Source organism: Jannaschia sp. M317, assembly GCF_025141175.1.
Lineage (GTDB): Bacteria > Pseudomonadota > Alphaproteobacteria > Rhodobacterales > Rhodobacteraceae > Jannaschia.
In genome coordinates this window covers 3408111-3434489 of the sequence record NZ_CP081155.1, presented here as the reverse complement: position 1 = coordinate 3434489, position 26379 = coordinate 3408111, and the positions used below count along the sequence as shown (strand labels likewise).

32 protein-coding genes are annotated in these 26379 nt (G+C 65.9%); 23 read left to right on the top strand and 9 right to left on the bottom strand.

Annotation, left to right across the window (positions count from 1 at the left end):
* The first annotated feature begins 83 nt into the window (after positions 1-83).
* From trxB to K3551_RS17545, 4 genes are all read left to right on the top strand, one after another.
* On the top strand, positions 84-1097 hold the full coding sequence (trxB, locus tag K3551_RS17560; RefSeq protein WP_259916277.1) for a thioredoxin-disulfide reductase: 1014 nt from the start codon (positions 84-86) through the stop codon (positions 1095-1097).
* A 74-nt stretch (positions 1098-1171) separates the two neighbouring features.
* The gene (locus K3551_RS17555; protein WP_259916274.1) at positions 1172-1465 is read left to right on the top strand and encodes a hypothetical protein; all 294 of its coding nucleotides are present in this window, start codon (positions 1172-1174) and stop codon (positions 1463-1465) included.
* A gap of 133 nt (positions 1466-1598) precedes the next feature.
* Positions 1599-3674 carry a bifunctional sulfate adenylyltransferase/adenylylsulfate kinase gene (locus K3551_RS17550; RefSeq protein WP_259916272.1) on the top strand — a complete coding sequence of 692 codons (2076 nt, stop codon included), beginning with the start codon at positions 1599-1601 and terminating at the stop codon, positions 3672-3674.
* Positions 3675-3920: 246 nt separating this feature from the next.
* Complete coding sequence (locus tag K3551_RS17545) at positions 3921-4280, top strand: response regulator (protein WP_259916271.1); 360 nt, start codon at positions 3921-3923, stop codon at positions 4278-4280.
* 107 nt (positions 4281-4387) lie between these two features.
* On the opposite strand, the gene K3551_RS17540 is transcribed toward K3551_RS17545, so the two are convergent.
* Together K3551_RS17540 and K3551_RS17535 are read right to left on the bottom strand one after the other, a co-directional pair.
* The gene (locus tag K3551_RS17540) at positions 4388-4618 is read right to left on the bottom strand and encodes a DUF1150 domain-containing protein (RefSeq protein WP_259916270.1); all 231 of its coding nucleotides are present in this window, start codon (positions 4616-4618) and stop codon (positions 4388-4390) included.
* A complete protein-coding gene (locus K3551_RS17535; RefSeq protein WP_259916268.1) occupies positions 4615-5070 on the bottom strand; it encodes an Hsp20 family protein in 456 nt (151 codons plus the stop codon). The genes K3551_RS17540 and K3551_RS17535 overlap by 4 nt, the downstream gene beginning before the upstream one ends.
* 172 nt (positions 5071-5242) lie before the next feature.
* Between K3551_RS17535 and K3551_RS17530 the strand changes: the two genes are divergently transcribed.
* The 4 genes from K3551_RS17530 to K3551_RS17515 all read left to right on the top strand — a co-directional run bounded on the left by K3551_RS17530 (position 5243) and on the right by K3551_RS17515 (position 8310).
* Positions 5243-5464 (top strand): YdcH family protein, encoded by a 222-nt coding sequence (locus K3551_RS17530; protein ID WP_259916267.1) that lies wholly within the window; start codon positions 5243-5245, stop codon positions 5462-5464.
* A 7-nt stretch (positions 5465-5471) separates the two neighbouring features.
* Positions 5472-5969 (top strand): 5-(carboxyamino)imidazole ribonucleotide mutase, encoded by a 498-nt coding sequence (gene purE, locus K3551_RS17525; RefSeq protein ID WP_259916265.1) that lies wholly within the window; start codon positions 5472-5474, stop codon positions 5967-5969.
* 496 nt (positions 5970-6465) lie between these two features.
* Positions 6466-7545, top strand: a complete 1080-nt coding sequence (locus K3551_RS17520; protein ID WP_259916263.1) for a 5-(carboxyamino)imidazole ribonucleotide synthase — start codon at positions 6466-6468, stop codon at positions 7543-7545.
* 60 nt (positions 7546-7605) lie between these two features.
* Positions 7606-8310: a tRNA (guanosine(46)-N(7))-methyltransferase TrmB gene (locus K3551_RS17515; protein ID WP_259916260.1), complete on the top strand. Its 705-nt coding sequence runs from the start codon at positions 7606-7608 to the stop codon at positions 8308-8310.
* Between the two features lie 34 nt (positions 8311-8344).
* Here the strand turns inward: K3551_RS17515 and K3551_RS17510 are convergent, their stop codons facing one another.
* Positions 8345-9406 carry an MBL fold metallo-hydrolase gene (locus tag K3551_RS17510; RefSeq protein ID WP_259916258.1) on the bottom strand — a complete coding sequence of 354 codons (1062 nt, stop codon included), beginning with the start codon at positions 9404-9406 and terminating at the stop codon, positions 8345-8347.
* Between the two features lie 123 nt (positions 9407-9529).
* On the opposite strand from K3551_RS17510, the gene aroA reads away from it, so the two are divergent.
* The gene (gene aroA, locus K3551_RS17505; RefSeq protein ID WP_259916256.1) at positions 9530-10876 is read left to right on the top strand and encodes a 3-phosphoshikimate 1-carboxyvinyltransferase; all 1347 of its coding nucleotides are present in this window, start codon (positions 9530-9532) and stop codon (positions 10874-10876) included.
* A gap of 4 nt (positions 10877-10880) precedes the next feature.
* Here the strand turns inward: aroA and K3551_RS17500 are convergent, their stop codons facing one another.
* On the bottom strand, positions 10881-11426 hold the full coding sequence (locus K3551_RS17500; RefSeq protein WP_259916253.1) for an AAA family ATPase: 546 nt from the start codon (positions 11424-11426) through the stop codon (positions 10881-10883).
* Positions 11427-11750: 324 nt separating this feature from the next.
* Here K3551_RS17500 and K3551_RS17495 point away from each other — a divergent pair, with 324 nt between their 5' ends.
* The 14 genes from K3551_RS17495 to K3551_RS17430 all read left to right on the top strand — a co-directional run bounded on the left by K3551_RS17495 (position 11751) and on the right by K3551_RS17430 (position 23062).
* Positions 11751-12167, top strand: coding sequence for a GFA family protein (locus K3551_RS17495; RefSeq protein ID WP_259916251.1), 417 nt, complete (start codon positions 11751-11753; stop codon positions 12165-12167).
* Entirely contained in the window at positions 12164-12781 is a 618-nt protein-coding gene (locus tag K3551_RS17490) for a d(CMP) kinase (protein ID WP_259916249.1), read from the top strand. The genes K3551_RS17495 and K3551_RS17490 overlap by 4 nt, the downstream gene beginning before the upstream one ends.
* Positions 12782-12918: 137 nt before the next feature.
* Positions 12919-13542 (top strand): hypothetical protein, encoded by a 624-nt coding sequence (locus K3551_RS17485; RefSeq protein ID WP_259916247.1) that lies wholly within the window; start codon positions 12919-12921, stop codon positions 13540-13542.
* A 40-nt stretch (positions 13543-13582) separates the two neighbouring features.
* Positions 13583-14794 carry a DUF2130 domain-containing protein gene (locus tag K3551_RS17480; RefSeq protein WP_259916246.1) on the top strand — a complete coding sequence of 404 codons (1212 nt, stop codon included), beginning with the start codon at positions 13583-13585 and terminating at the stop codon, positions 14792-14794.
* The gene (locus K3551_RS17475) at positions 14787-15470 is read left to right on the top strand and encodes a dienelactone hydrolase family protein (protein ID WP_259916243.1); all 684 of its coding nucleotides are present in this window, start codon (positions 14787-14789) and stop codon (positions 15468-15470) included. The genes K3551_RS17480 and K3551_RS17475 overlap by 8 nt, the downstream gene beginning before the upstream one ends.
* 133 nt (positions 15471-15603) lie before the next feature.
* Positions 15604-16776 (top strand): CynX/NimT family MFS transporter, encoded by a 1173-nt coding sequence (locus K3551_RS17470; protein ID WP_259916235.1) that lies wholly within the window; start codon positions 15604-15606, stop codon positions 16774-16776.
* Between the two features lie 228 nt (positions 16777-17004).
* Positions 17005-18684 (top strand): 30S ribosomal protein S1, encoded by a 1680-nt coding sequence (gene rpsA, locus K3551_RS17465; protein ID WP_259916233.1) that lies wholly within the window; start codon positions 17005-17007, stop codon positions 18682-18684.
* 288 nt (positions 18685-18972) lie between these two features.
* Complete coding sequence (gene ihfB, locus K3551_RS17460; RefSeq protein WP_259916231.1) at positions 18973-19257, top strand: integration host factor subunit beta; 285 nt, start codon at positions 18973-18975, stop codon at positions 19255-19257.
* Positions 19258-19324: 67 nt separating this feature from the next.
* The gene (locus K3551_RS17455) at positions 19325-19669 is read left to right on the top strand and encodes a LapA family protein (RefSeq protein ID WP_259916229.1); all 345 of its coding nucleotides are present in this window, start codon (positions 19325-19327) and stop codon (positions 19667-19669) included.
* Between the two features lie 4 nt (positions 19670-19673).
* A complete protein-coding gene (locus K3551_RS17450) occupies positions 19674-20333 on the top strand; it encodes a phosphoribosylanthranilate isomerase (RefSeq protein WP_409197390.1) in 660 nt (219 codons plus the stop codon).
* Positions 20334-20465: 132 nt separating this feature from the next.
* Positions 20466-21698, top strand: a complete 1233-nt coding sequence (gene trpB, locus K3551_RS17445; RefSeq protein ID WP_259916223.1) for a tryptophan synthase subunit beta — start codon at positions 20466-20468, stop codon at positions 21696-21698.
* A 172-nt stretch (positions 21699-21870) separates the two neighbouring features.
* The gene (locus K3551_RS17440) at positions 21871-22194 is read left to right on the top strand and encodes a hypothetical protein (protein ID WP_259916221.1); all 324 of its coding nucleotides are present in this window, start codon (positions 21871-21873) and stop codon (positions 22192-22194) included.
* Between the two features lie 70 nt (positions 22195-22264).
* Positions 22265-22525: a PepSY domain-containing protein gene (locus tag K3551_RS17435; RefSeq protein ID WP_259916219.1), complete on the top strand. Its 261-nt coding sequence runs from the start codon at positions 22265-22267 to the stop codon at positions 22523-22525.
* Positions 22526-22549: 24 nt separating this feature from the next.
* A complete protein-coding gene (locus tag K3551_RS17430) occupies positions 22550-23062 on the top strand; it encodes a helix-turn-helix transcriptional regulator (protein WP_259916216.1) in 513 nt (170 codons plus the stop codon).
* On the opposite strand, the gene K3551_RS17425 is transcribed toward K3551_RS17430, so the two are convergent.
* Genes K3551_RS17425 through pth form a run of 5 tightly spaced genes read right to left on the bottom strand, consistent with a single transcriptional unit; the run spans position 23059 to position 26343 of the window.
* Complete coding sequence (locus K3551_RS17425; protein WP_259916214.1) at positions 23059-23649, bottom strand: GNAT family N-acetyltransferase; 591 nt, start codon at positions 23647-23649, stop codon at positions 23059-23061. The genes K3551_RS17430 and K3551_RS17425 overlap by 4 nt on opposite strands.
* Positions 23649-24221, bottom strand: coding sequence for a DUF4893 domain-containing protein (locus tag K3551_RS17420; protein WP_259916213.1), 573 nt, complete (start codon positions 24219-24221; stop codon positions 23649-23651). The genes K3551_RS17425 and K3551_RS17420 overlap by 1 nt, the downstream gene beginning before the upstream one ends.
* On the bottom strand, positions 24208-24585 hold the full coding sequence (locus K3551_RS17415) for a DUF2237 family protein (protein WP_259916211.1): 378 nt from the start codon (positions 24583-24585) through the stop codon (positions 24208-24210). The genes K3551_RS17420 and K3551_RS17415 overlap by 14 nt, the downstream gene beginning before the upstream one ends.
* Positions 24586-24610: 25 nt before the next feature.
* Entirely contained in the window at positions 24611-25660 is a 1050-nt protein-coding gene (locus K3551_RS17410; RefSeq protein WP_259916208.1) for a DUF2332 domain-containing protein, read from the bottom strand.
* Complete coding sequence (gene pth / locus K3551_RS17405) at positions 25657-26343, bottom strand: aminoacyl-tRNA hydrolase (protein ID WP_259916206.1); 687 nt, start codon at positions 26341-26343, stop codon at positions 25657-25659. Before pth ends, K3551_RS17410 begins: the two co-directional genes overlap by 4 nt.
* Positions 26344-26379: the final 36 nt, after the last annotated feature.

The window sequence follows — 26379 nt, the reverse complement described above, 5'->3', positions numbered from 1 at the left end:
GGCGCAGGATCACGGACGCGCGACGGGGGTTTCCCCCAGCCCGATTCGGACCCTATATCGAGCGCTCTGAGCAGGAGGCCCCCATGTCCGACACCCGCCATTCCAAGGTTCTCATCATCGGCTCTGGCCCGGCTGGCTATACCGCCGCCGTCTACGCCAGCCGCGCCATGCTGGAGCCGGTCCTCGTCCAGGGCATCCAGCCCGGCGGCCAGCTGACCATCACCACCGAGGTGGAGAACTGGCCCGGCGACACAGAGGTCCAGGGCCCCGACCTGATGGTCCGCATGGAGGCGCATGCCCGCGCCGTCGGCACCGAGATCCTGTCCGATCACATCGCGTCGCTGGACCTGTCGAAGCGGCCCTTTACCGCGACGTCCGACAGCGGCAACACCTATACCTGCGACGCGCTGATCCTGGCCACCGGGGCGCAGGCCAAGTGGCTGGGCCTGCCGTCCGAGGAACACTTCAAGGGCTTTGGTGTCTCGGCTTGCGCGACCTGCGACGGGTTCTTCTATCGCGGAAAGGACGTGGCCGTCGTCGGCGGTGGCAATACCGCCGTGGAGGAGGCGCTGTTCCTCACCAACTTCGCCAGCAAGGTCACCCTGATTCACCGCCGTGACACCCTGCGCGCAGAAAAGATCCTGCAGGACCGCCTGTTCAAGAACCCCAAGGTCGAGGTGATCTGGGATCATGAGATCGACGAGGTTCTCGGCGCTGAAACCCCGCGCGGCGTCGAGGGTCTGAGGCTGAAGCATCGCGAAACCGGCGAGACGCGCGAAATCGCCGTGCACGGGTTTTTCGTCGCCATCGGCCACGCGCCCGCCTCTGATCTGGTAAAGGACACGCTGGAGCTGCACTCCGGCGGCTACGTCAAGACCGCCCCCGACTCGACGGCCACATCGATCCCCGGCGTCTTCGCGGCGGGCGACCTGACCGATCACATCTATCGCCAGGCGGTGACAAGCGCTGGCATGGGCTGCATGGCCGCCCTGGAGGCGGAGCGGTTCCTGGCCGAGCACGGCCTCGACAGCGAGATCGCGCAAGATCAGTCGGAGCCGCTGGGCTATGGTGCCCCCGTCGACGAACCGGCAGAGTAACCTCCGGCTGCCCCGGCCTTGAGCCGGGGGGGCTGTCGGGGCAGGGTGCGGCAACAGCCCGAGGAATTCGCCCCATGCGCCTGATGATTATCCTGACCGCCCTGATGCTGACCGCCTGCGGAGGGGGTGGGAATGGTCCGACCCCACGCGCCGCGCCCGCGCTGGCCTCGGGCGGGACATGCCCCGACCCCGATCCGGTTCGCGACGGCCCCCTGGTAGACGCGATCCGGACCGGCAACGCGGCCCCGATCCAGACGGCGCTGGCCCGCGACCCCGCCGATCCCCGCGCGCTGGCGGCCCAGGCGGTCCTGACCGGACGCGGCGCGGCAGACCCCGCGCAGGCTGCGTGTTTCGCGCCCTACTTTTGACCTGACCACCCGGTGACCTAATCTCCTGCGTTGGCGGGGATGCGCAGGATTCCGCCTGCGACAAGTTTGTTCTGGCGTGAACGCACTTTTCTTCCTAAGCGTTCACCCGTGAACAAACATTGAGTCGCCCGCGATGCTCTCCGCGCCCGCCAAACCCACCTTCGAAGAGGACGACGCCCTCTTCCGCCTGCTGCGCCAGATCGACCTAGCGCCAGAGGCAACGCAGCGCGCGATCGCGACTGCGCTGGGGGTTTCGCTTGGTCGGATCAACACGCAGCTGCGCACCGCCGCAGAGGCCGGGCTTATCAAGGTCAGCGACCGCAAGGGGCCCGACCGGCGCCAACGCTTCGCCTATGTTCTCACCCCGCGCGGCGCGTCGGAAAAGAACCGACTCACCGACGCCTTCCTCGCGCGCAAATTCGCGGAATACGATGCGCTCCACGCGGAGCTGACCGGCACGAGCGCCGGACTTTCTCCTTTGAAGATCAGGACCAGATTGATGGACAGCAACCTTTCTCCCATCCCCGAACTCTATGTCAGCCACGACAGTGCGCAGAAGCTGAAGATGGAAGCGGCCGAGCTGATCAGCTGGGACCTGACGCCGCGCCAGATATGCGATCTGGAACTGTTGATGAACGGTGGCTTCAACCCGCTCAAGGGTTTCCTGGGCAAGGAAGACTATGAGGGTGTCGTCGAGAACATGCGCCTGGCCGATGGCCAGCTGTGGCCGATGCCGATCACCCTGGACGTGAACGAAAAGTTCGCGGGCACCGTCGAAGAAGGCCAGGACATCGCCCTGCGCGACCAGGAAGGCGTGATCCTCGCCATCCTGTCGGTGACCTCCAAATACACGCCCAACAAGGCCCGCGAGGCCGAGATGGTGTTCGGCGCCGACGACCTGGCGCACCCGGCGGTCAATTACCTGCACAACACCGCGGGCGATATCTATCTGGGCGGGGCCATCACCGGCATCCAGCAGCCGGTGCACTACGATTTCCGTGCCCGCCGCGATACGCCCAACGAATTGCGGGCCTATTTCCGCAAGATGGGCTGGCGCCGCGTCGTTGCGTTCCAGACCCGCAACCCGCTGCACCGCGCCCATCAGGAGCTGACCTTCCGCGCCGCGCGCGAAGCGCAGGCCAACCTTTTGATCCACCCGATCGTTGGCATGACCAAGCCGGGCGACGTCGACCACTTCACCCGCGTGCGTTGCTATGAGGCGGTGCTGGACAAGTATCAGCCGTCGACCACCACGATGTCGCTGCTGAACCTGGCGATGCGCATGGCCGGCCCGCGCGAGGCGGTTTGGCACGGCCTGATCCGCGCCAACCACGGCTGCACCCACTTCATCGTCGGTCGCGACCACGCCGGCCCCGGCTCCAACAGCAAGGGCGAAGATTTCTACGGGCCCTACGACGCGCAGGATCTGTATCGCGCGCACCAGTCGGAAATCGGCTGCGAAATGGTCGACTTCAAGCACATGGTCTATGTGCAGGAACGCGCCCAGTACGAGCCCAACGACGAGATCGCGGATCGTGAGAACGTCACCATCCTGAACATCTCGGGCACGGAATTGCGTCGCCGCCTGCGCGAGGGCCTGGAAATTCCCGAGTGGTTCTCCTTCCCCGAGGTGGTCAAGGAGTTGCGCCGCACGTCGCCGCCGCGTTCCGCGCAGGGCTTCACGGTGTTCTTCACCGGCCTCAGCGGGTCCGGCAAGTCGACCATCGCCAACGCGATCATGGTCAAGCTGATGGAAATGGGCGGCCGCCCGGTGACGCTGCTCGACGGCGATGTGGTGCGCAAGCATCTGTCGTCCGAGCTGACCTTCTCCAAGGAACATCGCGACATCAACATCAAGCGCATCGGCTATGTCGCCTCCGAGATCACCAAGAACGGCGGCATCGCGATCTGTGCGCCCATCGCGCCCTATACCGCGACCCGTCGGTCGGTCCGCGAGACGATCGAAGCCTATGGTGCCTTCGTCGAGGTCCACGTGGCCACCTCGCTGGAGGAATGCGAACGTCGTGACCGCAAGGGTCTGTACAAGCTGGCGCGCGAGGGCAAAATCCCCGAGTTCACCGGCATTTCCGACCCCTACGAGGCGCCGACCAACGCCGAGCTGGTCGTTGATACCGAGGGTTCCGAGGTCGACAACTGCGCCCAGCAGGTCCTGCTGAAGCTGGAAGCAATGGGGCTGATCGCAGGCTGATCCCCGCGACACGACACCAGGGTGGCCCCGTCGCGGGGCCGCCCCTTCTTCTTCGTTTTGACGTCGAGCGTCCAAGCACTATGATTCTTGGGCGATGAAATGGAACCCGTCGCGGTTTCGCTGCGTTGACTGGTTGAACCGGGCCGCGCAAGGTGTGGCCCAACCGCGTATGGATGGACCCCAAGCGGAGGCGGGACCCAAGCGCAGACTTGATACAAGGCACGCAGTTGTGCCGGAAAGACTAAGATGCTGGACGACCTGAACATCTTGATCGTCGAAGACGAGGCGCTGGTGGCGCTTGATCTGTCGATGATGCTCGAAGACTGCGGTGCGGAGGTTTCTGGCCTTTGCTGCACCGTCGAAGAAGCGGTCGCCGCCTTGGGTGCCAAGGACATCGACGCCGCCATTCTAGACGTCGATCTGCGCGGCAAACCCGTTTTTCCCGTGGCTGACCGCCTCAGAGAAATGAACCTGCCGTTCGTTTTTCACACGGGTCGCTACGACACAAAGACCCTGACCGATCGCTATGGCGACGTGCCCGTGCTGGTCAAACCTGCTGGCGAAGACAGCATCGTCAGCGCGCTGCGGGCTGCGACGCACCGCTGATCACGTCCCACCCCGGTCGCACATCAAAAAGCCACGCCTTTCGGCGTGGCTTTTGTCATGGATGCGGCGCGCCCCGATCGGGGCGCGGCCAGAAACCTGCGCTGTCGTCAGTGGACGCTGACGGGGGTCATGTCGTTCTGCAACGCCAGCGAAAAGGCCATGGACCTGTCCCCGACAAGGGCCACCTGCTCGCCATCGGCGCGGTGCACGGCATAGACCTCGTCCAGCCCGCCGTTGCGGGCCTCTTCCTGGACGGCGTCCGGCAAGCTTTCCAACTCGACCTTGCGCACATAGACAAGCGCGCCCCCGATGGCTTCGATATCAGCGTGGATCGTCATGATTTCGGTCCTTTCAAGGTGGGTGCGCCATTGGCGGCCGTGTGCCCGGAGTTGATCCGGATCGTCTGAACAACGTTTTCGGGGGCTGATCGGTTCAAATCCACATGCAGCAATCCGTTTTCCATCGACGCTCCGGCAACTTCCACGCCTTCCGCCAGGACGAAAGACCGCTGGAATTGCCGGGCCGCGATGCCCCGGTGCAGATAAACGCGGGCGCTGTCGTCGCGCGATTTGCCGCGCACGATCAACTGCTGATCCTCCAGCGTGATCGACAGATCTTCCTCGCCAAAACCCGCGACGGCCAGCGTGATGCGAAACCCGCTCTCGCCGGTTTGTTCTATGTTGTAGGGGGGATAGCCTTCGTTTCCGGTGCGCGCGGTACGCTCCACCAAGCGTTCAAGCTCGTCAAAGCCAAGCAGGAAGGGATGGGTGCCGAAGCCGAGTTTGCTCATGGTCGGGTCCTCATAGACAAGCGATCCGATCGTCCCCGACCCGCCATCGGCATCGGGGCGTTCGTCATCAATCTGGGCATCCGGGCCGCCCACTGCAAGGGGGCACGCCCCGCCCTTTGAAATGCCGCGCCGGGCCTGCTAGGGGAGGGGCGAAGCGCCCCGAGGTCCGACCATGTCCGCAAGCCCGCAAGAAATGACCCACGAAGAGGTGCTGCGCGTGCGCCTCGAAGTGTTGCGGCAGGACCACCGCGACCTCGATGCCGCCATTCGTGCCTATGAGGACAGCCGCGCCGCCGACATGCTCGCCGTGCGTCGCCTCAAGCGCCAGAAACTCGCTCTCAAGGACCGGATCGCCCGGATCGAGGATGAGCTGACCCCCGACATCATCGCCTGAGGCCGACATGACTGACGAGACACTGACCGGGCCGCCCGTCGGCATCATCATGGGATCCACCTCCGACTGGCCCACCATGCAGGAAGCGGCGCGTATTCTGGACGAACTGGGCGTCGCCTACGAGACGCGCATCGTCTCGGCGCACCGCACGCCCGACCGGTTGTGGGACTACGGCAAGACCGCCGCCGACCGGGGGCTCAGGGCGATTATCGCAGGGGCCGGTGGGGCCGCGCATCTGCCGGGCATGATGGCGTCCAAGACCCGCGTGCCGGTGATCGGCGTGCCGGTGCAGACCAAGGCCCTGTCGGGGGTCGACAGCCTCTATTCCATCGTCCAGATGCCGCGCGGGTTTCCCGTGGCGACCATGGCCATCGGGGCCGCAGGGGCCGCCAATGCGGGCCTCATGGCCGCGGGCATTCTGGCCACCGCCGATCCGGGCCTTGCCGCGCGCCTCGACAAGTGGCGGGCCGATCTGGCCGCGTCCATCCCGGAAACCCCGGAATAGGCCTTCCGCCCCCGGACCCGCACCGCTATTGCGACGCCGATGCCCAAGGGGCCTTCTCACTGCCCGCTTTTCGGAGCTTCCCGATGCCCCACATCCGACCCTCCGTCCCGTGCCGTCCCGGATTGACCGCTGGCCTCGCAGCCAGAAACACAGGGGGCTCTGCGATGACCGGGGTCCGCGCCGCGACGAAGTCTGGCTCCGCGGAGTGCGCCGAACACCTGCTGCGCAGCCACCGGGTCGCCGCCCCTGCGGCGGTGTGCACCCGCCCGGCGATGGCAGCGGTCCGTCTCTGCGCCTGGCCCGTCCGGGTCGCGCGCTGTTCTGCAACGGCCCCTGCGGTGAAACCAATTCTGCCCCGACCCACAGGGCGCACCGACAGGGGGCAGCAAGCCCGTCCGCAGGCCTCAGGGTGCGCGGTTTTCCAACCTGCCGCCGTGACCTTTCACACCCCGGCCGCGCAATTCGTCCGCCCGCACCCGACCCCAGAGGCCAACCCATGACCGATACCTCCACAGCCCTCGCCCCCGGCGCGACCATCGGCATCCTCGGTGGCGGTCAGCTTGGCCGCATGCTTGCCGTGGCCGCCTCTCGGCTGGGCTATCGCACCCACATATTCGAGCCGGGCGACAGCCCCGCCGCCCAGGTCGCCAACACCTGGACGCAGGCCGACTACAGCGACGGTCGGGCGCTCGCCGCCTTTGCAAGTGCCGTCGATGTCATCACCTACGAGTTCGAGAACGTCCCCGCCGCGGCCCTGGACCTGCTGGAAGCGACGCGCCCGATCCGTCCCGGGCGCGAGGCGCTGCGCGTCAGCCAGGATCGGCTGACCGAAAAGACCTTCCTCGAAACCCTCGGCCTTCGCGTGGCCCCGTTCCGCGATGTGCCCGATGCGGGTGCGCTGGTCGCGGCCCTGACCGATCTGGGCACGCCCGCGATTCTCAAGACGCGGCGCCTGGGCTATGATGGCAAGGGCCAGGTCCGCATCGACGATGCCGCCAGCGCCGCCGAGGCCTTTACGTCCATGGCAGGTGCCGACGCGATCCTCGAAGGTTTGGTGGACTTCTCCGCCGAGGTCTCGGTCATCGCGGCCCGCGGTGTCACCGGCGAAGTCGTCTGCTTCGACCCCGGCCAGAACGTCCACGAGGGCGGCATCCTGCGCACCACCACCGTGCCCGCAACATTGCCCGCCGCGCTGCGCACGGACGCGGCCCTGTTGGCTGGACGCATCCTCAACGCGCTCGACTACGTCGGCGTTCTGGGCGTGGAACTGTTCGTCACCTCCTCTGGTCTTGTCGTCAATGAAATCGCGCCGCGCGTCCACAACTCCGGCCACTGGACCCAGGCGGGCTGCGCGGTGGATCAGTTCGAGCAGCACATTCGCGCCGTCGCGGGCCTGCCGCTGGGCGATGGGCAACGGCACGCGGACGTGGTCATGGAAAACCTGATCGGTGACGACATGGATCGCCTGCCGGATCTGCTGGCCGCGCCGGACACACAGGTCCACCTCTATGGCAAGGCGGAGGTCCGCGCCGGGCGCAAGATGGGTCACGTGAACAGGATCGTCCGTTCGCTGTAATTTCCCCCGAATTGTGAAAGACAGCCTCCAGTTTTCCCCCAAAACGTGAAGATTCCCTTTATGACCGACCGCCCGCACCGAAATTTCTATGGCCGCCGCAAGGGCAAGCACCTGAAGGCCTCGCAGGAAGGTTACCTCGATCAGGACCTCGCCGCGCTGTCGCCCGGTGCCGTCGATTGGGAGGCGAATCCGACCCGCGAAGATATTGATCTGCAATTTCTTTTTGGGGATCGCGATGTCTGGCTGGAGATCGGCTTCGGCGGGGGCGAGCATATGATCCACCAGGCCGGGCTGAACCCGCAGGTTGGCATCATCGGCGCAGAACCCTACATCAACGGCGTCGCCATGTTATTGGGAAAGCTCAGAAAATCCGGGGTGGAAAATGTTCGCATCCATCCGGGCGACGTCCGCGACCTGTTTGATGTCCTGCCGGAAGCCTCTGTTTCCAAGGCTTTTCTGCTCTATCCGGACCCCTGGCCCAAGGCCCGCCACCACCGCCGCCGTTTCGTGACACCCGAACACCTTGAACCCTTGGCCAAGGTCCTGAAACCAGGGGCGGAATTCCGCGTGGCAACCGATATTCCCGATTACGTCCGCCAGACGCTGGAAGAGGTGCCGGGGGCCGGTTTCACGTTGCAAAGCGAAGATTTTTCAACACCTTGGTCCGATTGGACCCGCACGCGTTACGAGGCAAAGGCGATCCGCGAAGATCGGCGTCCGCATTACCTGACGTTCCATCGCAACGGGGCGGGGGCAAACTCTTAGATAAGAGTTTGCCTAAAATCCTGATGTCAGGATTTTAGCTCGCCAAAGGCGGAACGTCCCAACTTTGCCCCGGCGGCAAGATCTGGAACCGGTCGGTATCCAACCCCGCTTTGTCCAAGGCTTCCAACAGCTTGGTCGGAGGCTCGTCCCGTGCTTCGTTGGTCAGCTGGAACGTTCCCCAGTGATGCGCCAACGCGCGTCCGGCCCCGCAGGCCAGCAGCCCTGCCACCGCCTCTTCCGGGTTTTGATGCTGGTCGCGCATGAACCAGCGCGGTGCGTAGGCACCGATCGGCAGGATCGCCAGGCGGTAGGGACCATGCGGTTTCGCGACGTCATAGGGGCGCCCCTGGTCATAGCCGGTATCGCCGATGTGCAGGATCTTGCCTGCCCGCGTTTCCAACACGAAACTGGCCCACAGCGCCATCGACCGGTCCCGCGTGCCGCGCGCCGACCAGTGATGGCAGGGTAAAAGTCGTACAGTAAGCCCCGAAATTGTAAGTGTTTCGTTCCAATCCGCGGCGCGGGCGTCGATGCCCTCGATCTCGTCCCGCAGGAGCGTGTCATTGCCGAGCGGCGTCAACACCGGCATCCCGAAGCGGTCGTGCAAGCGGCGCAGGGTAGCCATGTCGAGGTGATCGTAGTGGTTGTGGCTCAGCAGCACCGCATCGATCGGCGGAAGCCTGTCAAAGGCCACGCCGGGGGGCGTCACCCGGGCGGGGCCGGCGAAGGAAAGGGGACTGGCGCGTTGCGACCAGACCGGATCGGTCAGCAGGTTTATCCCCGCCACCTGAATCAGCACGGTGGCATGGCCGATCATGGTCACACGCAGGTCGTTCACCCGCTCGGGCGGGGTGTCCTGCGTGATGCCGACGCTGTCGGGCCAATCGGCCTTGTCGCCGCCCAACTGCCATTTCAGCAGGTCGCCGAACCCCCTCGGCTCCGAGCCTTCGGGGTTGAAAAACCGTGTCCCGTCAAAATGATCGCTGATGGGCCCCGCGTAATAGGGATTGGTCGGGCCGCTGCGCTGGACGGCACAGGCGGCGGCACCCAGGACACTGGTCAGACCGGCGGCGGAGAGGAAGGTGCGACGTTTCATCGAAGACAGATAGGGCCGTATCCACCCGGCGGACAGGGCGGATGCATATTTTGGAAACAAGGAAGGGGCATGGACCTGCCCGGAGCCTGCCGCTATCCCGTCGCCGACCCGAAGGAGACCGCCATGAGCCACGGACCCGCCACCCCCCTGACCGCCCGCGCCGCGGGGCCCCTGCAAGGCGAAGCCCATGTGCCGGGGGACAAGTCGATCAGCCACCGCTCGCTGATCCTGGGGGCCATGGCCGTGGGCGAGACGCGGGTGACCGGCCTGCTGGAGGGGCAGGACGTGCTGGATACCGGCCGCGCGATGCAGGCCTTCGGGGCTTCGGTTCACAAGGAGGGCGACACCTGGGTCGTGCACGGCGTCGGGGTGGGCGGGTTCCTGGAACCGGAGGACGTGATCGATTGCGGCAACTCGGGCACCGGGGTGCGGTTGTTGATGGGGGCGGCGGCGACCCATGGATTCTCGGTCACCTATACTGGCGATGCCAGCCTGCGGTCGCGGCCCATGGCGCGGGTAACCGATCCGCTGGCGTTGTTCGGGGCGCAGGCCTTTGGCCGCTCTGGCGGGCGCTTGCCGATGACGCTGGTGGGGGCGGCGGATCCGGTTCCGGTCCGCTACGCCACGCCCGTTCCCTCGGCGCAGGTGAAGTCGGCAGTGTTGCTGGCCGGGTTGAACGCACCGGGCGAGACGGTGGTTATCGAACGCGAGGCCACCCGCGACCACAGTGAACGCATGCTGCGTGGATTCGGGGCCGAGGTCGATGTGTCCGAAACCACGGAGGGGCGTGTCATCACCCTGGTCGGCCAGCCGGAGCTGTCGCCGCAGGTGATCGTCGTGCCGCGCGACCCGTCCTCGGCGGCCTTCCCGGTCTGCGCGGCGCTGATCGTGCCCGGCTCGGACGTGCTGGTGCCGAACATCGGGCTGAACCCGACCCGCGCCGGTCTGTTCGAGACGCTGCGCGACATGGGCGCGGACCTGACCTACGAGAACCCGCGTGAGGAGGGGGGCGAGCCGGTGGCCGATCTGCGGGCGCGGTTCTCGCCCGATATGAAGGGGATCGAGGTGCCGCCGGAGCGCGCGGCCTCGATGATCGACGAATATCCGGTCCTGTCGGTCGTGGCCGCCCATGCCGAGGGGACGACCGTCATGCGCGGCGTCAAGGAATTGCGCGTCAAGGAATCGGACCGGATCGACGCCATGGCCGTGGGCCTGCGCGCCTGCGGCGTGACCGTCCGCGATGGCGAAGACTGGTGGGAGGTCGATGGACTTGGCACCGGCGGGCTGACCGGCGGGGCGACCGTTGCGGTCCATCTGGACCACCGGATCGCCATGAGTTTCCTTGTGGCCGGGATGGCTGCAAGGCAGGGGATCACCGTGGACGATGCCGGGCCGATCGCCACGTCCTTTCCGATCTTTCGCGATTTGATGGGGCAGCTGGGCGCCGTGTTCGACACGCCCGAGGCCTGATCGCCTAGCGGTGCGACACGCCCAGGTTGCCGCGCCGCACGGCGTAGCGCAGGGCATGAAGGTAGCCGCGCGCCGCCTTGGGATTGGTGAAATGGTGCGCCATCTGATCGGGACGTGCCTGTGCGAAAAGCCGGGCGCAATTGTCCCGCCCCGTGCTGCGCGTGCGCCAGATGTAGTGGTAGAAGTCCGCGTTGAACGTCTCGGGACAGTTTTCGGGCAGGTCCGGGCGTGTGCGCCCGTTATATTGCAGCGTGCGACGGAACACCCGCCACAGGCGGAGCGGCAGCGGCATGTCGAGCCAGATCACCGCGTCGGCCCGGTCCAACCGGTCGGACCAATTTGCGGAAAAACCGCCTTCGAACACCCAGCGGTCGCGGGCGATGATGTCCGCGCAGATCTCGGCCTTTTCCGCCTTTGGCCGTTCGGTCCAACCCGGTTGCCAGTGGATGTGATCCATATGGTAGACGGGCAGATGTGCGATTTCGCCCACCGCGCGGGCAAGGGTTGATTTGCCCGATCCGGGCTGTCCGATGATCATCACGCGGCGCATGGGCGCAGAGTGCCGCTTGGCGCGGGGGGGTCAAGTGGACGCGGCGGGAAATCGTCACCTGGCACACAGATGCAGTGGATACGGCGAACCGACCCGAAAGATGCCTGCGGGGTTATCGGCCCGGTTCACATGGCGGGCTCCGCGGTTCTTTGTTGAACCGGGGCCAGCCGGAGGGGTCGGCTTTTCGGATATCGGGGCTTTGGGCGGGATTGCCGGGCTGACGCCGAACGGACATATCCGATAGGCAGCAACGGGCGATCACCAGGGCGCCGGTCGGGCAGAGCCGCGCCATCGGGGTCGGTCGCCAGCAAGGGAGGTCGCGCCATGACGAACAAGATGCACCGGGGGGGCTGCCTGTGCGGGGCTGTGACCTTTACCGTGGACGGGCCGCTGCGGCCCGTTGTGGCCTGCCACTGCGAACAATGCCGCAGGTTGTCGGGAAACTACGTGGCCGCCACGTCCGCCCCGGTCGATCATGTCGCCATCGATGGCCCGGTGACCTGGTACCGCAGCAGCGAGACGGCCCGGCGCGGGTTCTGCGGGGTCTGCGGATCGAACATGTTCTGGGACGGGCCGGGCAGTGCCCTGTCGATCATGGCCGGTGTGCTGGATCAGCCGACCGGTCTGGCACTGGCGGGTCACATCTATTGCGAGGGTCGGGGCGACTGGTATGACCTGCCTGCGCAGGAACGACAGGAACCAGGGGCGGATGCGTCCCTGACGACACAGGTGATCGCATGAGTTTCACAGTAGCAATCGACGGCCCGGCGGCGGCGGGCAAGGGCACGATCAGCCGTGCCGTCGCTGCCCATTTCGGGATGCAGCATCTGGACACCGGACTGCTTTATCGCGCGGTCGGGGCACGGGTCGACGCCGGCGAAGACGCCGTGACGGCGGCGCGCACCCTGACGCCCAACGACCTGGCGCGCAGCGACCTGCGCACCCCTGCCGCCGCCGCCGCCGCCAGCCGGATCGCAACCCGGCCCGAGGTCCGCGAAGCGCTGGTTGAGTTTCAGCGCAGCTTTGCCCGTCTGCCGCAGGGTGCCGTTCTGGATGGTCGCGACATCTGCACCGTGATCTGCCCCGATGCAGAGGTGAAGCTATACGTGACCGCGTCCCCGGAAATCCGGGCCGAGCGGCGATATGCGGAACTGGTGGAAAAAGGGCTCGATGTGACGCGGCAGAGCGTGTTGGAGGATGTGCTGGCCCGCGATGCCCGCGACATGGGCCGGGCCGACGCGCCGCTGGTGGCGGCCCCGGATGCGACGGTGCTGGACACCTCGTCCATGTCCATCGCGCAGGCGGTCGCGGCGGCCATCGATGCGGTCACCCGGGTAAAGACGCCAGGGGCCTGACGCAGCAGCGATCGGCGCGGATGGCCTGGATCTGGCTGCCCGGCCCGGGTCCGGCACCCCCCCTCACGGCCTTGTGGTTTCCCCGGATCGGTTGCGGGTCATAGCCTGCATGCAAGATGCTCAGCCGAGGTTCCAAGATGTTCACCGATCCCTCCGACCCGATCCTGTCCCGAACCCTCCGGAGCCGGTACCGGACGACCCGCCGCTTGCTGATGACGTCCTTGCTGGCGCTGGCCCTATCGATGCTGCTTGCCTGGGCGGTCGAGGCGCAGGATGCGTCCCCCTTGGCCCCCGACGCGCCGCCTGCCGCGACCATGACTCTGTCGCGCCTGGCCGGGGTTCTGGTCCGGCTCGACCCTGAACTGCAGCAATCGGGTGGATCCTTTCGCATGACGGTCGAGGATGTGCCCCTGTTGGTGGTCACGGATCCGCGCGCCGATCGGATGCGGGCGATGGTGCCGATCCGCTCCGCCGAGGGGCTGAGCGATGCCGATCTGCTGCGGATGATGCAGGCCAATTTCGATTCTGCCCTGGATGCCCGGTATGCCGTGGCCGAGGGACGGGTTTGGGCGGTGTTCATCCATCCGTTGTCTCCGTTGCGGGAGGCGCAGCTGATTTCGGGCATTGGTCAGACCGTCAACACCGCGCTCAGCTATGGGACGCTCTATTCTTCGGGGGCGGGTCAGTTCGGGCGCGGGGACAGCCCCGGTGAGCAACAGAAATTACTGGAACGCCTGCAGGAGCGGGGCCAGGACATCTGACCGCTTGAAGCCGGGGCGGGGGTCGGTCACCCTCTGGCCCATGACCGATCCCAAAATCACCTGTCCCGACTGCCGCGCGGAAATTCCGCTGACCGAATCGCTCGCCGGGCCGTTGCTGGACCAGACCCGCCGCGACGCCGCCCGCCGCCAGCAGGAAGCTTTGGCCGCGCAGAAGGCCGCCATCGAGGCCGCCGCCACCCAGGCCGCCCGCACCGCCCAGGCCACCCGCCTGGCCGAGATCGAGCAGGCCGCCCAGGACCGCGAGGCGGAGGTGGCCGCGCTGCGCACCCGCGATGCCGCCCGAGAGGCCAAGCTGGCCCAGGCGCAAAAGGCCCAGGCCGAGGCGTTGGCGCGCACCCAGGCCCTGGCGGATCGCGAGCGGGAGCTGGAACTGACCATCCAGACCCGCGTCCAGACCGCCACCGACGCCGCGCGTGCCAAACTGGCACAGGAGGCGGAGGCGCTGGCCGCCGACCGGCTGGCCGCCGAACAGCAGAAGGCCCAGCTGATGCTGGCCGAAAAGGATCAAAAGCTTGATGGGCTGACGCGCCAGATCGAGATGCTGCAGCGCAAATTGGAACAGGGCAGCCAGCAACGCCAGGGCGAGGCAGCCGAAGTCGTGCTGGAGGAACAGCTTGCCCGCGCGTTTCCCGGTGATGCCTTGGAACCCGTCCCCAAGGGTATCCGCGGGGCCGATTGCCTGCTGCGCGTGGCGGGCGGCGGCGCGATCCTTTGGGAAAGCAAGCGGACCGCCAATTGGTCCCGCGACTGGTTGCCCAAACTGCGCGAAGACATGCGCAGCGCACAGGCCGATCTTTGTGTCCTGGTGTCGGACGCCCGCCCGGACGGAGCAGAGACCTTTGCCCAGATCGAAGGCGTCTGGGTCGTGGCCCCGCGCTATGCCGTGGCGCTGGCCCATGCGCTGCGCGAGGGGATGTTGCGCGTGGCCGAGGCGCGGGGCGCGCGCGAAGGGCAGGCCACCAAGACCGAGATGCTTTACGATTACCTGACAGGCCCCCAGTTCCGCGCCCGGATGGAGGCGGTTGTCGAACCCTTCGAGGCGATGCAGCAAGCCCTTTTGAAGGAGCGAAAGCAAATGACCGCGCAATGGGCGGCCCGCGAGAAACAGCTTGAAAAGGCCATGGGGGCGATGATGGGAATGTATGGCGACGTCCGCGGCATCGCCGGAGCCGCCGTGGCGGAAATCGGTGCCCTGGAGCCTGACATGCTGGAGGAGAGAACCGATGGGTGAACGACACGAGTATTTCGCCGGAGAGGACCGCATGTCGGGCTATCGCGCCCGACCCGAGGTGGCCAATGGCGCGGCGCTTCTGGTGCTGCCGGCCTTTGCCGGGCTGCGCGAGTTCGAAATGGCGCAATGCGACCACTTTGCCGCGTTGGGCTATGAGGTTCTGGGCGTCGACTATTATGGCGACGGCTGGGCCACGTCGGACATGGACGCTGCGGGCGCGGCCATGGCCGTGCTGAATGCCGACCGGCATCTGTTCCTGCGCCGGACCGAGGCCGCGCTGGCCCAGGCGCAGGGGTGGGCGGCGAAGGTCGGGGCGATGGGTTTCTGCCTGGGCGGCAAGGGCGTGCTGGACCTGGCGCGGGCCGGACATCTGGATGCGGCGGTGTCGTTGCACGGTGTCTATGACGCACCGCCTTTCGGGGGGCTGCCGATGCCGCCGGTCCTGCTGTGTCATGGTTGGAACGACCCCTTGGCGACACCCGCGCAGTTCGTGGACCTGGTGGCGGAGCTGGAGGCGCATTCGAGTGATTGGCATGCCCTGACATTTGGCCAGACGGGGCACGCCTTTACCAATCCTGCCCGAGGGAACGAGGTTCCGGGGATGGGTTATCACGCCGCCTCCGCGCGGCGTACGCAGGCGGCGGTCGAGACGTTTCTGGCCGAACAATTGCTTTAACGGCGTCGCCGCAATCCCTGGGGGGCAATCGGCCGTCTGCGCCTGATCAACCCGTGGGTGTCTGGCCACCGGACAGTTCAGGCTTGCCAAACGGTCGCGTCGCGCGCCCAATGCGGCGAAACCGGGGGCGTTCATGATCAACCGCTGGACCATCCTGTTCGTCCTGTTCTTCGCGCGCACGACGATGGCGTTTCAATTCCAGTCCATCGCGGCGCTGTCCCCGCTCATGCAGGAGGCCTATGGGCTCAGCCTTGTGGATATCGGTCTTCTGATCGGTCTTTACCTGGCCCCGGGTGTCGTCGTCGCGATCCCCGGCGGGACGTTTGCCGCGCGGTTCGGGGACAAGAGGATCGTGGCGGCCAGTCTGCTGACCATGGCCTTGGGTGGGATCCTGCTTGCCTGGGGGCCGGGGGATTGGTCGCTGACCGCCGGGCGCGTGCTGGCGGGCATTGGGGGCGTTGTGACCAACGTCGTGATGACCAAGCTTGTCGTCGACTGGTTTGCGGGTCGGGAAATCTCGACCGCGATGGCGATCTTCATCAACTCCTGGCCGGTGGGTATCGCGCTGGCGCTGCTGATCCTGCCGGGGCTGGCGGCGATTGGCGGATTGGGGATGGCCTGGGCGGTTGTGGTCGGCACGATCCTTGTGGGTTTCGTGTTGTTTGTTCTGGTTTACCGCGTGCCCGAAGGGGCGGCACAGGGCGCGACCGATGTTCGGGTGGCCCGGTTTCCGATCGCGGCGCTGTTCCTCGCCGGGATGATCTGGGCGCTTTACAACAGCGCCCTGGCCATCGTGTTCAGCTTCGGGCCTGCGCTTTTGACCGAACGGGGTATGGACCTGGTCGAGGCGGGGTCGGTGGTGAGCCTGTTCATGATCGTGTTTTCAATCGCTGTTCCGCTGGGTGGCTTTGTGGCCGATCGCAGTGGGCGACGGGACAGCGTGATCCTGGTCAGTCTGGCGGGCTTCGCGCTTGTGATGCCGCTGGCGCTGTTCAGCGGGACGGCCGCTTTGCCGATCCTGTTCGCGGTGGCCGGTGCGCTGTTCGGTCTGTCGGCGGGGCCGATCGTGGGCTTGCCGTCCGGGGTGCTGTCGGCGCAGGCGCGGGCGTTTGCGATGGGCTGCTATTTCACCGTCTACTATGCCTGGATGATGGCTGTGCCCGCGCTGGCCGGTGGTCTTGCGGATTGGAGCGGGACGGTCGATGCGACCATCTGGGTGGGGACGGGCATGTCCATCGCGGCGATGATCTGTCTGCTTATGTTCAGGCGAATCGCCCGGACGCTGCCCGCGTCGGTGTCGCTCTGATCGGGGGTCAGGGACCGGCCTGGCGGCGCGGTATCGGGCGCGGGTCGGGTGACAGGGCGGTTTTCCTTGCAGTTCCGCCCCATTTCCCCTAACCCACGCGCGTCATCTGACAAGCGCAGTTCAGGGGCGGCCAGGGCCGCATCTTCGGTGCTTTCATCCGACCAACCCAAAGACCGGCGGAGACAACCGCACGGCCAGTCAAAACCAAAGATAGGAACCTAAAGCCACATGGCTCAGAACGCGACTATGGAGGAATTCGAGGCCCTCCTTAATGAAAGCCTCGAAATCGACACGCCCACCGAAGGGTCGGTTGTCAAAGGCAAGGTCATCGCCATCGAGGCGGGCCAGGCCATCATCGACGTCGGCTACAAGATGGAAGGCCGCGTCGACATCAAAGAATTCGCGAACCCCGGCGAAGCCCCCGAGATCGAAGTGGGCGACGAGGTCGAAGTCTACCTCCGCAACGTCGAAAACTCCCGTGGCGAAGCCGTCATCTCGCGCGAGATGGCTCGCCGTGAGGCCGCTTGGGATCGCCTGGAAGAAGCCTATGGCAAGGAAGAGCGCGTCGAAGGCGCCATCTTCGGTCGCGTCAAGGGTGGCTTCACGGTCGACCTCGGCGGTGCCGTGGCCTTCCTGCCCGGTTCGCAGGTTGACGTCCGCCCCGTGCGTGACGCCGGCCCCCTGATGGGTCTCAAGCAGCCGTTCCAGATCCTGAAAATGGATCGCCGTCGTGGCAACATCGTGGTTTCGCGTCGTGCGATCCTCGAAGAAAGCCGTGCCGAGCAGCGTGCCGAAGTCATCGGCAACCTGGCCGAAGGTCAGACCGTCGACGGCGTCGTCAAGAACATCACCGAGTACGGCGCCTTCGTCGACCTGGGTGGCGTTGACGGCCTGCTGCACGTCACCGACATGGCTTGGCGCCGCGTCAACGACCCGCGCGAGATCCTGTCGATCGGCGAGACCGTCAAGGTCCAGGTCATCAAGATCAACAAGGAAACCCACCGTATCAGCCTCGGCATGAAGCAGCTGCAGGACGATCCTTGGGATACCGTGATCGCCAAGTACCCGCTGGATTCGGTCCATCAGGGCCGCGTCACGAACATCACCGACTACGGTGCGTTCGTGGAGCTGGAGCCTGGCGTCGAAGGTCTGGTGCACGTCTCCGAAATGTCCTGGACGAAGAAGAACGTCCATCCGGGCAAGATCGTGTCCACCTCGCAAGAGGTCGAGGTCATGGTGCTGGAGATCGATACCGCCAAGCGTCGCGTTTCGCTGGGTCTCAAGCAGACCATGCGCAACCCGTGGGAAGTCTTCGCTGAGACCCACCCCGAGGGCACGCAGGTCGAGGGCGAGGTCAAGAACATCACCGAGTTCGGTCTGTTCGTTGGTCTGCCGGGCGACATCGACGGCATGGTCCACCTGTCGGATCTGACCTGGGAAGGCCGTGGCGAAGACGTCATCGGCGACTACCGCAAGGGCGACATCGTCAAGGCGGTCGTGTCCGAGGTCGACACCGACAAGGAGCGTATCTCGCTGTCCATCAAGGCGGCTGACGGCGATCCCTATGCCGAGGCCATCGGCGGCGTGAAGCGCGGCTCGATCATCACTGTCGAGGTCACCAAGATCGAAGATGGCGGCATCGAGGTCGAGTACGAGGGCATGAAGTCGTTCATCCGTCGTTCCGACCTGGCGCGTGACCGTGCCGATCAGCGCCCCGAGCGTTTCGGCGCTGGCGACAAGTTGGACGTTCGCGTCACGAACGTCGACAGCAAGTCGCGTCGTCTGGGTCTGTCGATCAAGGCGCGCGAGATCGCCGAAGAGAAAGAGGCCGTGCAGCAGTATGGCTCCTCCGACTCGGGTGCCTCGCTGGGCGACATCCTCGGTGCGGCGCTCAAGGGCGACGACTGAAAAATCTGAAGCGGTCGCCTTTGGGTGACGGCTGGCGGGGCCCCTCCGGAAACGGTGGGGCCCTTTGCCGTTCGGCCCCCGCATTGGAAAGAATCACGTGTCCGTGAACGGTCCCTTTGCGCGCCGATTGTGTCCATCCCGGCGAAAAACGACCTGAATTCGATCAGTTTCCGTCGAATCACGGCTCGGAGAGCCATTTCCGAATTGAAAAAAACGCGGTATACCCGTGACTAACCTGCAAAAGTGGTTTCGTTAACTTGCGTCCGACAAGCAGGAGAGGGGGGAACAATGATCCGTTCCGAACTGATACAAAAGGTCGCGGAAGATAATCCGCACCTTTATCAGCGCGACGTGGAGAAGATCGTGAACACGATCTTCGATGAAATCGTGGAGGCCCTGTCTGCGGGCGACCGCGTGGAGCTTCGGGGATTCGGGGCGTTTTCCGTGAAACAGCGGGATGCCCGCGTGGGGCGCAACCCCCGCACCGGAGAGGCCGTCGAAGTCGAAGAAAAACACGTCCCGTTCTTCAAGGCCGGCAAGCTTTTGCGCGACCGTCTGAACGGCAAGGAATGACCGTCCCCGTCCGGTCGGCGCGATGTGCCGACTGGACAGCGGCGGGGTGCGGGGCTAACTCCTGATCATGAGCTTTATTCGCTATCTCTTCCTTGGCCTGCTGGCCTTTGTGCTGATCGTCCTGGCCTTGGCCAATCGGTCGGTCGTGACCCTGCGCCTGCTGCCCGAAGATCTGGGTCTGTCGCTGGGGTACGGGCAGGGCGTGACCCTGCCGCTGTTCGTCGTGATCTTCCTGGCCATCGCGCTGGGCCTTTTGATCGGGTTCGTCTGGGAATGGCTGCGCGAGCACAAGCACCGCGCCGAAGCCCGGACCCAGCGCGCCCAGAAGGAGCGTCTGGAGAAGGAGCTGGCCAAGCAACAGGCCGTCTCTGAACCGGACGAGGTTCTGGCCCTGCTCGACACCCCGCGCTGATCCGATGTTGCGGGTGACCCGGCGGACCGGGGGCGTCCGCGTCAAGATCTGCGGCCTGCGCACGCTGGGCGATGTTCGGGCGGTGGCTGACGCCGGGGCCGCCTATATGGGTCTCGTGTTCTATCCGAAATCGCCGCGCAACGTCACCGTGCCTCAGGCGCGGGACCTGGCGCTGGCCGCACCGGTCGGCTTGGCCAAGGTTGCCTTGGTCGTGAATCCTGACGACGCAGCGTTGGATGCGATCACGTCGCAGGTTCCGCTGGACATGATCCAACTGCACGGCGCCGAACCCCCCGCCCGCGTGGCCGAGGTGCGCGCCCGTACGGGGCTGCCGGTCATGAAGGCCCTGGGCGTCAAGGACGCCAACGACATCGCCCGCGTGGCGGACTACGAATCCGTCGCCGATCAGATCCTGCTGGACGCCAAAGCCCCCAAGGGTGCGGTGCTGCCGGGGGGCAACGGGGTGGCCTTTGATCATGCCCTGATTGCCGGGCGGACATGGGCGCGTCCCTGGATGCTGGCCGGGGGACTGACCCCCGACAACGTGGCCGAGGCGATTCGTCTGACCGGCGCGCGGCAGGTCGACCTGTCGTCCGGCGTCGAAAGCGCGCCAGGCGTCAAGGATCCCGATCTGATCCGGGCCTTTTGTGCCGCCGTCGCCTGACGCGCGACAGAGTGTCACCGACGCGGCGCCCCCCGCCTGATGCGGGTCCGTAACGCCGCCTGAAAACCGATGCCGCGGTTGCCCCCGCAGCGCCCCGGCCCTAAACCCAAGCGATACTCACGGGAGGCCGCGATGCCAGACGATCTGCTCAATTCCTTCATGACCGGCCCGGACGAAAAGGGCCGCTTCGGCGACTTTGGCGGGCGCTTCGTGTCCGAGACGCTGATGCCTCTGATCCTGGAGCTGGAGGCGCAGTACGAGCACGCCAAGACCGACGACAGCTTCTGGGCCGAGATGAACGATCTGTGGACCAACTACGTCGGCCGCCCCTCGCCGCTCTACTATGCCGAACGGCTGACCGAAAAGCTGGGCGGTGCCAAGATCTATCTCAAGCGGGACGAGCTGAACCACACCGGCGCGCACAAGATCAACAACGTGCTGGGCCAGATCATTCTGGCCCGCCGCATGGGCAAGACACGGATCATCGCCGAGACGGGCGCGGGACAGCACGGCGTCGCCACGGCGACTGTCTGCGCCAAGTTCGGCCTGAAGTGCGTGGTCTACATGGGGGCCCACGACGTCGAACGTCAAAGCCCCAACGTCTTCCGCATGAAGCTGCTGGGCGCCGAGGTCATCCCGGTGACGAGCGGGCGCGGCACCCTGAAGGACGCGATGAACGACGCGTTGCGCGACTGGGTCACCAACGTCGAGGATACCTTCTATTGCATCGGCACAGTCGCCGGCCCGCATCCTTATCCGGCGATGGTTCGTGATTTTCAGGCCATCATCGGCAAGGAAGCCAAGGAACAGATGCAGGCCGCCGAAGGTCGTCTGCCCGATACGATCATTGCCGCCATCGGTGGCGGATCCAACGCCATGGGCCTGTTCTTTCCGTTTCTCGACGACAAGGAGGTACGGATCATCGGCGTCGAGGCGGGCGGCAAGGGCGTGAACGAAAAGATGGAACACTGCGCTTCGCTGACCGGGGGACGTCCGGGCGTGTTGCACGGCAACCGGACCTACCTGCTGCAAGACGACGACGGGCAGATCCTGGAGGGGCACTCGATCTCGGCCGGATTGGACTATCCCGGTATCGGGCCGGAACACTCCTGGCTGCACGACATCGGCCGCGCCGAATACGTGTCCATCACCGATGTCGAAGCCCTGGAGGCGTTTCAGCTCTGCTGTGAGATGGAAGGAATCATTCCCGCGTTGGAGCCGTCGCATGCCTTGGCGCATGTCACCAAGATCGCGCCCGATCTGCCGTCCGACCACATCATCTGCATGAATATGTGCGGGCGTGGCGACAAGGACATCTTCACGGTTGCCCGCGCCTTGGGCTGGGACATGGGCGACGTCATCTAGGTGCCTTCGGGCAGCATAAACTTTGGTTTACGCGGGACAGGGCCGCGCCCTGCGTAACCCGTCCTAAACCTCCGGCCCCTCGCTGATGGCGCGGGGCCGTGTCCATCTCCGTTCAGCAGGGGCATCTCGCCCCGGCCATTGGAAAGGACACGACCTGACCAATCTGAAACTGTTGCTGACGTCCGCCGCGCTTCTGACGGGGACCGCGCTTTGGGCGGACGGCGTCCCCTTTGCCGAGGTCGACGCGAACGGCGACACTGTGCTGAGCACCGCCGAGCTGCGCGCGCATTTCACCGGAGAAGACATCGCACGCTTGCTGGGGGCCGATACCGACGGCGATGGCGTGCTTCAGATGGCAGAAGTGGCCGCCATGGAGGACGATGAAGACCCGGAAGACGACCCACTGGAAGTTGAGGTCGATGACGACGACGATGACAGCGAGGACGAAGACGAGGATGATGGCGACGACGACGAGGATGACGACGACGCCTCCTGACAGGTGCGCGGCCCTCTGATCCAGACCAGGGGGCGCACAATCGCCCCCTGACATAGCCGAAAGGACCGCCGTGACACGGACATTCATGACGACCGCTCTGGTCCTCGCGCTCGCCCTGCCGGCGCAGGCCGCGGGCCTCGATGCCGTCATCCGCCAGTTGGAAGCGCAGGGCTACACCATCACCGAACGGGAGCGCACCTGGTTGGGCCGCATCCGCCTGGAGGCGAAGCGCGGCGCTCAGGAGCGGGAATTGGTGCTGAACCCCTCGACCGGCGAAATCCTGCGCGACTATTGGGAGGAGGAAGACGAAGAGGGGGAGGGGGATGACTGATCCGTGCTGCCTTCGGACCATCTCATGAGTCGTGCCGCGATCCTTGCGATCCTCGGGGTCCAGGGGTTTTGCGCCCTGGTCGTCGTTGCGGATCTGGTGATCCACATTCTTGGCCTGCGCACGACGCCGATCCCCTGGCACTGGCGTGAGATGCTGGAGGTGGGGGCCGTCATCGGGCTGGTGCTGGGGACTGCCATGGGGTTCGTCGCCCTGCGCCGATCCGAAGTGCGTCGCACCCGGCTGGAGGATCAGCTGCAGGCCGCCTCGGGCGAATTCGGCAAGCTGCTGGACCGTCGGTTCGAGGAATGGGCCCTGACCCCGGCAGAGCGGGACGTGGCCCTGTTTTCGGTCAAGGGCCTGACCCTGTCGGAAATGGCCGCCCTGCGCGGCACGTCCGAGGGAACGATCAAGGCGCAGACGGCGGCCGTCTATCGCAAGGCGGGCGTTGGCGGGCGGGCCCAATTGGTCAGCCACTTTGTCGAGGATCTGATGGGCGAGGCGTTGATGCCGCCCGATCCGTCCGGTTCGCCCGACTAGCCCGTGATGACCGGGATCTGGCGGGCGGCATCCCTGGGGATGTCGCCTGTCAGGCGGGGATCGTCCACCACCTCCACCTCTCGGGATACCGGGACGAAGCCGGAGCGAAGGTAGAACGGCAGGGCGACCGGGCTGTCGAACGTGCAGGTATGGATCGTAAGCTGCGGGATGTCGCGGGCGAAGGCCAGCGCCAAGGCCGCCTGCATCATCTGCCGACCATAGCCCCGGCCCTGAACCTCGGGGGTCAAGCCGAAAAAGGCCAGCTCCGGCGCGGCTGGATCGCGGAAATCCAGCTCCAGCAAGCCTTCGGCCCGACCGTCCAGTTCCAGCGCATGGACCTCGACCAGCGGATCACGGAGGATGGCCTCCAGGGCCGCCGGCTCCAGCCGCAGGCGCGAGAACCACAGCCAATCCAACGCGCCCACCCGCGTGAACAGGTCGCGATACCAGCCGACCTCTGGCCGGGGCAGGTGGCGCAGGGGCAGATCGGGCATCGTCGGCGGCACCTTTGGCCGCGACATCGACAAGTGCGTGACGATCGCCGCGACCTTGCCGGGGGGAATGGAGTGAAAACCGTCGGTCAGCATCAGCGTGTCAGATAAAGGATGTCGAACCGCGATTCCAGGACAGGATCGGGCAGCATCAGACGCGCCCGCGCAGGCGACATCTGTTCGAACCGACCGACGTCGGAGGTGGTCTGGTTCGGCTCTACCGGGGTCTGATCCTCGGGGGGCAGGCCCGCGTAATCGGTGGCTGGCGCAGATCCGACGTGGCCCACACCCAGAAACACGCCCTGCGCATCAATCCGCCCTTTCAAACGCTGGCTTCCGGTCAGTTTGACCAGGGTATGGCCGCCGTCGCCATTCTCGGTCACCCGGCAGCGAAACGGCGCATAGGCGATCACCGGCAGCAACCCGCCAAGTTTGATCGTCCGGCAGGACCAATCGCCCGACAGCTCGTTCAGCGGTCCGGCTGGCCCGTCCATCGCGGTCAACAGGGCCGCGCGGCTGGCCGGCTCGCCCCGCGTCAGCGCGTCATACAATGCGGCCCCCAAATGCGCGTCGAACTCCGCCAGGCGGACGGCATCCGGCGCGCGCACGTCTTGCGCGACAGCCGGTCCCGCAAGCATGGCCAGCACCAAAAGGTCAGTCAGTCGCATAAAGATCCAGAACCTTGCGCGGCACGATGTCGAGCGCACGTTGATGCGTCGAGGCAAGGTGCACCTGCGGCGCGACGCCTTCGTCATGGGCCTGCAGGAACCGCGCGGCACACAGGCACCAGCGGTCACCCGGTTTCAACCCGGCAAAACCGTATTCCGGGCGCGGCGTGCTCAGGTCATTGCCCAGGTACTTGGAATTGGCCAAGAACTCTGCCGTCATCACGGCGCAGACGGTGTGTTGGCCCGCATCCATCGGGCCAGTGTTGCAGCAGCCGTCGCGAAAGAACCCGGTCAGCGGATCGGTGGAGCAGGGCTGTAACGGTCCGCCGTCCACGTTGAGCGATGCAATCATTCCGTTGGTCATTTCGGTCCTTCTTGTCGGGGTCAGCCTAACGGGGCCCGTGCGAAATGCCAGAGGGCGCGCGCCAATCGACCCAGCGGCAGTGAAAATCTACGCGGCCCAACTCGACGCGGTGGTCCCCAGGCCAAAGCCGAAGCGTCAGCGCGGCCCCCGGTGCCTGTCCGTCGGATTCCATCCCGAAGATGGCAAGCGGGCGCGCCGCCGTCGCAGCCTGGCCCGCCCGATCCAGCGCCGCGCGGGCGCGGAGGTCCGTGTCGGGCGGAAAATACTGCCAGGCGATCGTGTGATAGATGAACCGCCGCGTGTTCGCGGGCTGCGGCGCGATCAGGCGGGTTTCCAGCCAGTCGGCGGCATCGCCGCGATCGACGGGCTGCGCGGGCAGGGTCAGCACCGCGTCCATTCGCGCCAGCCGATCCATCTGATCGGGCCAGAGATAGGCCATCAGGCGCATCCGTTCGCTGGCCGGATCCACCGGGGCCAGGTCGACGCCCGCCCGGTCGGTGATCACCGGCTCTGCATCCGGCGGGTGCGCGCCGGTCCAAGCGGGGGCAAGGGTGATGACGGGGTCATGCGGACCAAACCGCTTGCCACCCAGGTTCAGCGCGAAACGGTCGAAATTCAGGTTCAGCCCAGCCGATGCGCCCAGTTCCAGCACCTCCATCGGCAGGCCGTCCAACGCCGTCAGCCATTGCGCGACGGCCCGCACGACGGCGGCCCGGCGCAGTTCGTTGGTCTGTGGCGGACTGTCCAGCCAGCGATCCAGCGTGGACGCTTCGGCGCGGATGACTGCGGATACAGTGGCCCAAAGCTGATCGTTGGGCACGGCGTGAGGGGGATAGACCTTGGCCAGGTCGCCATGGCCGCGCAGGCGCAGCGCGTGCAACCCCCCGGCCAGCCGCAGTGGCAGGCTGTGCCCGGCGGCCGAAACATCGCCCCGCCAGGCAAAGAGCCGGGCCGCGATCGGGCCATGATCGGGACGCAGCCGTTCGGCGCACAACCCCATCAAGCGCGCCATGAACGGGGAGCCGAGCGCCTCACAGGCCGCCGCCTGCCTCCGAAAGGCCTCGGCCAAGGTCATCGGAACTTGGCAGCCAGCCGTTGCAAGGGCGACAGGGTTTCCTCGGGCATCGCAGGGCTTTCTGGCTTCGTCTCTGGTTTGGACGCGGTGTCTGGCCTTGGGGTCTTGGATGACCGCGGTGGTGCCGTCCGCTGCGCCACCGCGTTCATGAAGCCCGACCCGTCGCCCGCCGCCAGTTTGCCTGCACCATCCACGATCCCGCGCAGCAGGTCGTCGAGCATCGTGGCCTCGGCCTTGGCGAAGTCCGACAGGACATACCCCGCGACCCGGTCCTTGTGCCCCGGATGACCGATACCCAGCCGCACGCGCGCATAGTCCGGCCCGATGTGTTGATGGATGGACCGCAGCCCGTTGTGCCCCGCATGGCCACCGCCCTGTTTCAGCTTCAGCCGACCGGGGGCCAGGTCCAACTCATCATGAAACACGGTGACGTCCTGGGCATCCAGTTTGTGAAAGCGCATGGCCTCGCCCACGGATTGGCCCGACAGGTTCATGAAGGTCGCAGGTTTCAACAGCCAGACCTTTTCGGATCCGAACCGCGCCTCGGCGATCTGTCCCTGAAACTTGGACCGCCAGGGCGCGCCCTGATCCTCGGCCATGCGATCCAGAGCCATGAAGCCGATGTTGTGCCGGTTGCCCTCGTATTTCGCGCCAGGATTGCCCAGGCCCACCCAAAGCTGCATCGTCGCCTCCGTTCAGTCGCGGCACTTTAACGGGCC